Source organism: Streptomyces sp. NPDC051921 (genome assembly GCF_040680975.1).
Classification (GTDB): Bacteria; Actinomycetota; Actinomycetes; order Streptomycetales; family Streptomycetaceae; genus Streptomyces.
Map to the genome: position 1 here is coordinate 1 of NZ_JBFAXU010000051.1, position 7,313 is coordinate 7,313.

Genomic DNA, 7,313 nt, shown 5'->3' on the forward strand with positions numbered 1-7,313 from the left:
CCACCCCCCACCCCCACCTCATCCCCCTCAAAACCAACCCCACCACCCTCCACAACCAACCCCACCACACCACCCCACCCCTCCTCCGCAAGCTCACCCGCACCCCCGTCCGCCGGGCCGTGCGCGCCGGAGCCGCGTCGGCCTCCGCTTTCGCGGACCAGATGGCGGCACTGCCGGCGGCCGAGCGTGAGCGGACACTGACCGAGCTCGTACGGGGCAAGGTCGCCGCGGTCCTCGGCCACGCGTCGGCCGACGCGGTGGAGCCCGACCGCGCGTTCCGCGACCTCGGCTTCGACTCGCTGAGCGCCGTTGAGCTGCGCAACCAGCTCAACGAGGCCACCGGCATGCGGCTCCCCGCGACGCTGGTCTTCGACCACCCCAGCGCACAGGCGGTGGTGGAGCATCTGAAGGAGCTGCTCGGCACCGCCGAGGGGGACACGCGAAGCGCTCGGCCCGCCGGGCCCGCTCCCACAGCGGGGGCCGGGGCCGGGAACGACCCGATCGTCATCGTCGGCATGGCGTGCCGCTACCCGGGCGGGGTCACCACGCCCGAAGGGCTGTGGCGGCTCGTGTCGGAGGGAGTGGACGCGGTCTCCGACTTCCCCGTCGACCGGGGTTGGGACATCGACCGGCTCTACGACCCGACAGGGCAGCGGCCGAACACCACCTACGCGCGCGAAGGCGGATTCCTCTACGACGCCGCGGACTTCGATCCGGGGTTCTTCGGGATCAGCCCGAACGAGGCACTGGTGATGGATCCACAGCAGCGGTTGCTGCTGGAGTGCTCGTGGGAGGCGCTGGAGCGGGCCGGACTGGACCCGATGTCACTGAAGGGCAGCGCGACCGGTGTGTTCGCCGGCCTGATGTACCACGACTACGGCATCGGCCCCGAGGCCGCCACCACCAGCGGCGGCAGCCTGGTGTCGGGCCGCGTGGCCTACACCCTGGGCCTTGAGGGTCCGGCGATGACGGTGGACACGGCCTGCTCGTCCTCTCTGGTGACCCTGCACCTCGCCGCCCAGGCGCTGCGCAGCGGCGAGTGCTCGCTCGCGCTGGCCGGCGGTGTGGCGGTGATGTCGATGCCGGGCATGTTCGTGGACTTCTCCCGTCAGCGCGGCATGGCCGCGGACGGGCGCTGCAAGTCCTACGCCGACTCCGCCGACGGAACCGGATGGGGCGAGGGCGTCGGCATGCTGGTCCTGGAGCGCCTGTCGGACGCCCGGCGCAACGGGCACGAGGTCCTGGCCGTCGTACGGGGCAGTGCGGTCAACCAGGACGGCGCGTCGAACGGCTTCTCCGCCCCCAACGGTCCCTCGCAGCAGCGGGTGATCCGGCAGGCGCTGGCGAGTGCCGGTCTGTCGGTGACGGACGTGGACGTGGTGGAGGGGCACGGGACGGGGACGACGCTGGGTGACCCGATCGAGGCGCAGGCCTTGATCGCCACGTACGGCCAGGAGCGCACAGACGGACACCCCCTCTGGTTGGGGTCGTTGAAGTCGAACATCGGGCACACGCAGGCCGCCGCCGGTGTCGGCGGCGTGATCAAGATGGTGATGGCCCTGCAGGAGGGGGTCATGCCGCAGACGCTGCATGTCGATGCGCCGTCGTCCCAGGTGGACTGGGAGGCGGGCGCGGTCGAGCTGCTGCGGGAGAACCGTCCGTGGCCGGCCGGCGAGCGGCCCCGCCGGGCCGGCGTGTCGTCGTTCGGTCTGAGCGGCACGAACGCGCACGTGATCATCGAGCAGGCCCCGGAGCCCGAGTCGGCGCCTCCTTCCGGTGATGCGCCGACGGTGGTGCCGTGGGTGATCTCGGCGCGGAGCGAGACCGCCTTGCGCGCCCAGGCGGAGCGCCTGGCCGACTTCATGGACGAGCGGCCGGAGCTGTCGCCGGTGGACGTCGGCTACTCGCTGGCGACCGGTCGCGCGGCCCTGGACCACCGGGTGAGCGTGGTCGCTGACAGTCGGGAGGAACTCATCGCTCAGCTGCGGGCGTTGAGCTCGGCGACGTCAGCGACGGCGGCGGCGTCGGCGCGGAAGGACGGCCGGACCGGGTTCGTGTTCTCGGGTCAGGGTGCTCAGCGGCTGGGCATGGGTCGGGAACTCCATTCCTCCTTCCCGGTGTTCGCCGAAGCGCTGGGCGAGGTGGTTGCTGAGCTTGATACGCATCTTGAACGGCCGTTGCGGGAGGTGATGTGGGGTGAGGACGCCGGTCTGCTGAATCAGACGGTGTTCGCGCAGGCCGCACTCTTCGCGGTCGAGGTGGCGCTGTTCCGGCTGGTGGAGTCGTGGGGTGTCCGACCGGACGCTCTTGCCGGTCACTCCGTGGGTGAGATCGCTGCCGCGCACGTGTCCGGGGTGCTGTCCCTGGCGGATGCGGCGACGTTGGTGGCGGCGCGTGGGCGGTTGATGCAGGCGCTGCCGGAGGGCGGCGCGATGGTCGCCGTCGCGGCACCCGAAGCGGATGTCCTCCCGCACCTGTCCGACGGCGTCGGTATCGCGGCGGTCAACGGGCCGTCCTCGGTGGTCGTTTCGGGTGTCGAGGGCGAAGTCCTGCGGATCGCGGCGCACTTCACGGAGCAGGGTGTTCGTACGTCGCGGTTGAAGGTTTCGCATGCGTTCCACTCGGTGTTGATGGAGCCGATGCTGGAGGAGTTCCGCACGGTCCTGGACGGGCTCACGTACGGCTCCGCCCGTATCCCGGTCATCTCGACCGTCACGGGTGAGACGGCTCAGGAGCTGGACTCGCCCGCGTACTGGGTGCGGCAGGTCCGTGACGCGGTGCGCTTCGCCGACGCCGTCACCACCCTCACCGCCCAGGGGGTCACCCGTTTCCTGGAGATCGGCCCCGACGCCGTACTCACCCCCCTCATCGACTCCGACCACGCGATCCCGGCCCTGCGCCGAAACCAGGAGGAGCCCACCGCGCTCGTCACCGCGCTGGGCCGGCTCCACGCCACCGGCGCCGCAGTCGACTGGACGGCCTTCTTCACCGGCTCGGGTACGGGTGTACGGCGCGTCGACCTGCCCACGTACGCGTTCCAGCGTCAGCGCTACTGGGTGAACGCGCTCGCCCATGCCGCCGATGCCTCCGACATGGGGCAGGACGCAGCCGAGCACCCGCTGCTGGGGGCGATCGTGCACCTGCCCGAGACCGGGGGCGTCACCCTCACCGGGCGGCTGTCCGCCGCTACCCAGTCCTGGCTCGCCGACCATGTCGTGGGCGATTCGGTCCTGTTCCCCGGGACCGGCTTCGTGGAGCTGGTGCTCCGCGCGGGCGACGAGGTCGGTTACGACGTCGTCGAAGAGCTGACGTTGCACGCTCCGCTGCTGCTGGGCGTGGGCGGTGCCGTCCAGGTGCAGGTGAGCGTGGGGGCCGACGACGGTTCGGGCGCGCGCCCCGTCACCGTGTACGCGCGGGTCGAGGGGGCCGAGGAGGAGTGGACCCTGCACGCGCAGGGCTTCCTCGCCAAGGGTTCGTCCGACGGGCGGGCCGCCGACCTCGCCGTCTGGCCGCCGACGGGTGCCGAGGCCGTCGCGGTCGAGGGCGCGTATGACCTGCTGGACACCCGGGGCTACGCCTACGGGCCGGTGTTCCGGGGGCTCGAACGTGCCTGGCGGCGCGGTGACGAGCTGTTCGCCGAGGTGGCCCTGCCGGACGGCGTCCCGGTGGAGGGTTTCGGGCTCCATCCCGCTCTGCTGGACGCCTGCCTGCACCTGGGCGTCGTCACGGCCATGACGGGTGAGCGGGAGGACGGGGCGGCCGGCCCGACGACCGGGACGCTGCTGCCCTTCTCCTGGGAGGGTGTGGAGCTGCACGCCACCGGTGCCTCGCGGGTGCGGGTGCGGGTGGCGGCCGTGGCGGAGGACACGGTGTCCCTGCTTCTGGCCGACACCGACGGCGCTCCCGTCGCTTCGGTGCGGGCCCTGGTGTCCCGGCCGGTCAGCGAGGAGGGGCTCGCCTCGCTCAGGGTGGCCTTCCACGACTCGCTCTTCCAGCTGGACTGGTCTCCGCAGCCGCTCCCGGCGGGCACCGCGGTGCAGGAAGACTGGTCGCCGTGGGAGGAGGCGGCGGACGCCGAGCCGGCCCCGCGCGTGGTCGTGTACCGGTCCGAGCCCGGCAACACCGCGGACGAGGTGCGTGCACGGACGCACCAGATGCTCGCGGCGCTCCAGTCCTGGCTGGCCGACGACCGGTTCGCCGAGTCGCGGCTCGTGGTCGTGACCCGTGGCGCCGTCGCGCTGCCGGGTGAGGACGTGACCGACCTGGCAGGTGCGGCGGTGTGGGGTCTGGTGCGCGCGGCGCAGCTCGCCCACCCGGGTGCGTTCCAGCTGGTGGACGTCGTCGAGGAGGCGGGCATCGGAGTGGCGTCGGTGTCCGGGGAGCCGCAGGTGGCCGTCCGCGCCGGCACGCCGTACGCCGCCCGGCTGGCCCGCGTACCCGTACCGGCCCAGCCGGTCGACGCCTCCGCCCGCTTCGACGGCGAGGGCACGACGCTCCTCACCGGAGCGACGGGCCGGCTCGGCCGCATGGTGGCCCGCCACCTCGTCACCGAGCACGGCGCACGGAGTCTGCTGCTGACCAGCCGACGAGGTGAGGACGCCGACGGCATGCCGGAGCTGAGGGACGAGCTGACGGCGCTGGGCGCACGGGTGGAGGTGGCCGCGTGCGACGTGTCGGACCGGGCGGCCCTGGCCGGGCTGCTGGCCCGGCACCCCGTCACGGCGGTGGTGCACCTCGCCGGTGTGCTGGACGACGGTGCCATCACGTCCCTGACACCCGCCCGTATGGACGTCGTCCTGCGTCCCAAGGTGGACGCCGCTCTGAACCTGCACGAGCTGACGGCCGGGACGGACCTGACCGCATTCGTGGTCTTCTCCTCGGCGGCCGGCACGCTCGGCAACGCGGGGCAGGGCAACTACGCGGCGGCCAACGCCTTCCTGGACGCCTTGGCGGCCCACCGGAGGGCGAACGGTCTGGTGGCGCAGTCGCTGGCCTGGGGCCTGTGGAGCACGGACGACGGCATGGCCGGCGAGATGGGGGACGTGGACCTGCGGCGCATGCGGCGGGCCGGCATCGTTCCGATCGGTGCGCCCCAGGGCCTGGCGCTCTTCGACACGGCCGTCGCGCTCGACGCGCCGGCGCTGGTGCCGATGCGCCTGGACCTGAAGGGCCTGGCGGAGACCGGGGACGAACTGCCTCCGGTCTTCGGCGGGTTGGTCCGCGGGCGTCGGGGGAGGCGGACCGTCGCCGCCGCGGGGGCCCAGCCGCTGCGGGAAAGGCTGGTCGGGCTGCCCCGGCCGGAGCGTGCCGCGGCGGTGCTCGACCTGGTCCGCGGCCTCGCCGGAGCGATGCTCGGGCACGACGGGCCGCAGGAGGTGGCCCCGGAACGGGCGTTCAAGGACCTGGGCTTCGACTCGGTGACCGCGGTCGAGTTCCGCAACCAGCTCAACAAGGAGACCGGCCTGCGGCTGCCGCCGACGCTCGTCTTCGACTTCCCGAGTGCCCGGGTCCTGGCCGATCACGTGCTGGCGGAGCTGGCTCCGGAGGACACCGCGGGCACGGCCGGTGGCGCTCACGAGGAGGACCGGATCCGCACGGCGCTCCAGCGGATCCCGATGAGCGCGTTGCGCGAGGCCGGCGTCATGGACGTCCTGCTCGCCCTGGCCGAAGGAGCCGGGAGCGGACCGGGCGCGACGAGCGCCGACGGCGGCCGTGCTCTCGACGTCGACCTCGGCATCGAGCTCGACCTCGACGAGATGGATGCCGAGAGCCTGATCAACCTGGTGCTGGGCGAGGATGCGGAGCTGGGCACGGAGCCGGACGGGAACCCGGACGGGAACCCGGACGCGGACGTGGACGGAGGTGCCGCCGAGTAGGTCCCGCCGCCGCCCTGCCGGCGGCGGCCCCGTTCCCCTGAGAACGACGAGAGGCAGGCCCCGGAAGGGGGCCTGCCTCTCGTCGTTCCGCCGGTCAGGCGCCGAGCCACTCCTCGATGACCCGAGCCGTCAGTTCGGCCTTCTCCTCCAGCATGCTGAAGTGGCTCGCCGCAACGGTCCGCACCGTCGCGTCGCCCCAGGGCTGAGCCTGCCAGTCACCGGGCTCCGCCGGCACGTCGCCGTCGGGAGAGAACAGTTCGGTGCACTGGACAAACAGCACGGGCGCCTTCACCTCGCCGGGATCCAGCCGGGGCACGAGCTCGACGAACCGGCCCATCGTGGAGAGCCGCGCCACGTCGAAGCCGCCGAAGGCGGCTTCCTTGGAGAGCATGGCGAGGACCAGTTCCTCGTCCTGCTCGCCCGGCTCCGTCTCGGCGCGGTAGCTGTCCAGCATCACCAGGCCTGCCGGCTCGATGCCGTGCACGTCCTCCAGATGGCGGGCGGTGACCCGGGCGAGGATGCCGCCCGCCGAGTAGCCGACGAGTGCGAACGGTTCCCCCTCGGCCGCCTCCACGGCACTCGCCGCGAGGGCCTCGATGGCCGCGTCCGTGGTGGCGGGCAGACTCTCACCCGTGGCGAATCCGGGCAGCGGAAGGCCCATCACCGTGCGCGTGCCCCGGAAGTGGGAGGCCAGACGGGCGAGTTGGTAGGGCCCGCCGGTGACCATCGGCGTGCTGACGCAGATCAGGCGGGGCGTAATGGTCCCGCCGGGCGCCAGTTTCACCGGCGCCGGTACGTATCCGAGTTCCTCGACCGAGGAGAAGCTCGGCCGGACGTTCGCGACCGCGCCCAGGAGCGCGAATGCGCTCTTCATCCGGCCGGCATGCACGGCCTCGCGGAACACGGCGCTGAGCGTCTGCGACCGGAGGGCTTCGCCCGACCCTTCGGCGGAAGCACCGGCCGCGGGCTCTCCCGCGGCCGGGGAGGAAGCGGGAGACACGGCCTGTGCGAGGCGTCCGGCGAGTTCGGAACGGACGAACCGGGCCAGCTCGGCGGGGGTCTTGTGGTCGAACACCGCCATCGCGGGCAGCCGCAGCCCGGTGGCCTCGTTGAGCTGGTTGCGCAGCTCCATCGCGCTGAGCGAGTCGAAGCCGGACTCCAGGAAGTCGCGGGCGGGGTCGATCTGTTCGGCTCCGCCGAATCCCAGTAGCCGGGCGGAGAAGCGCTGCACCAGTTCCTCCAGCACCTGCTCCTGTTCCTCCGCCGTCATTCCGGCCATGCGTCGCAGCACGGCGCCGGCCTCGGCGGCGGCGTCGCTCGTCGCGCGGAGCCGGGCAGGGACGAGCTTGCGGAGGAGGGGTGGGGTGGTGTGGTGGGGTTGGTTGTGGAGGGTGGTGGGGTTGGTTTTGAGGGGGATGAGGTGGGGGTGGGGGGTGG

Annotated in this window: 2 protein-coding genes; one reads left to right on the forward strand and one right to left on the reverse strand. The window is 72.7% G+C overall.

Going from position 1 to position 7,313, the window contains the following annotated elements:
• The first annotated feature begins 161 nt into the window (after positions 1-161).
• Positions 162-5,876, forward strand: coding sequence for a type I polyketide synthase (locus AB0M16_RS36065; protein WP_365350760.1), 5,715 nt, complete (start codon positions 162-164; stop codon positions 5,874-5,876).
• A gap of 94 nt (positions 5,877-5,970) precedes the next feature.
• Here AB0M16_RS36065 and AB0M16_RS36070 read toward each other — a convergent pair.
• On the reverse strand, positions 5,971-7,313 hold a 1,343-nt coding region (locus tag AB0M16_RS36070; RefSeq protein ID WP_365350762.1), incomplete at its 5' end, for a phosphopantetheine-binding protein.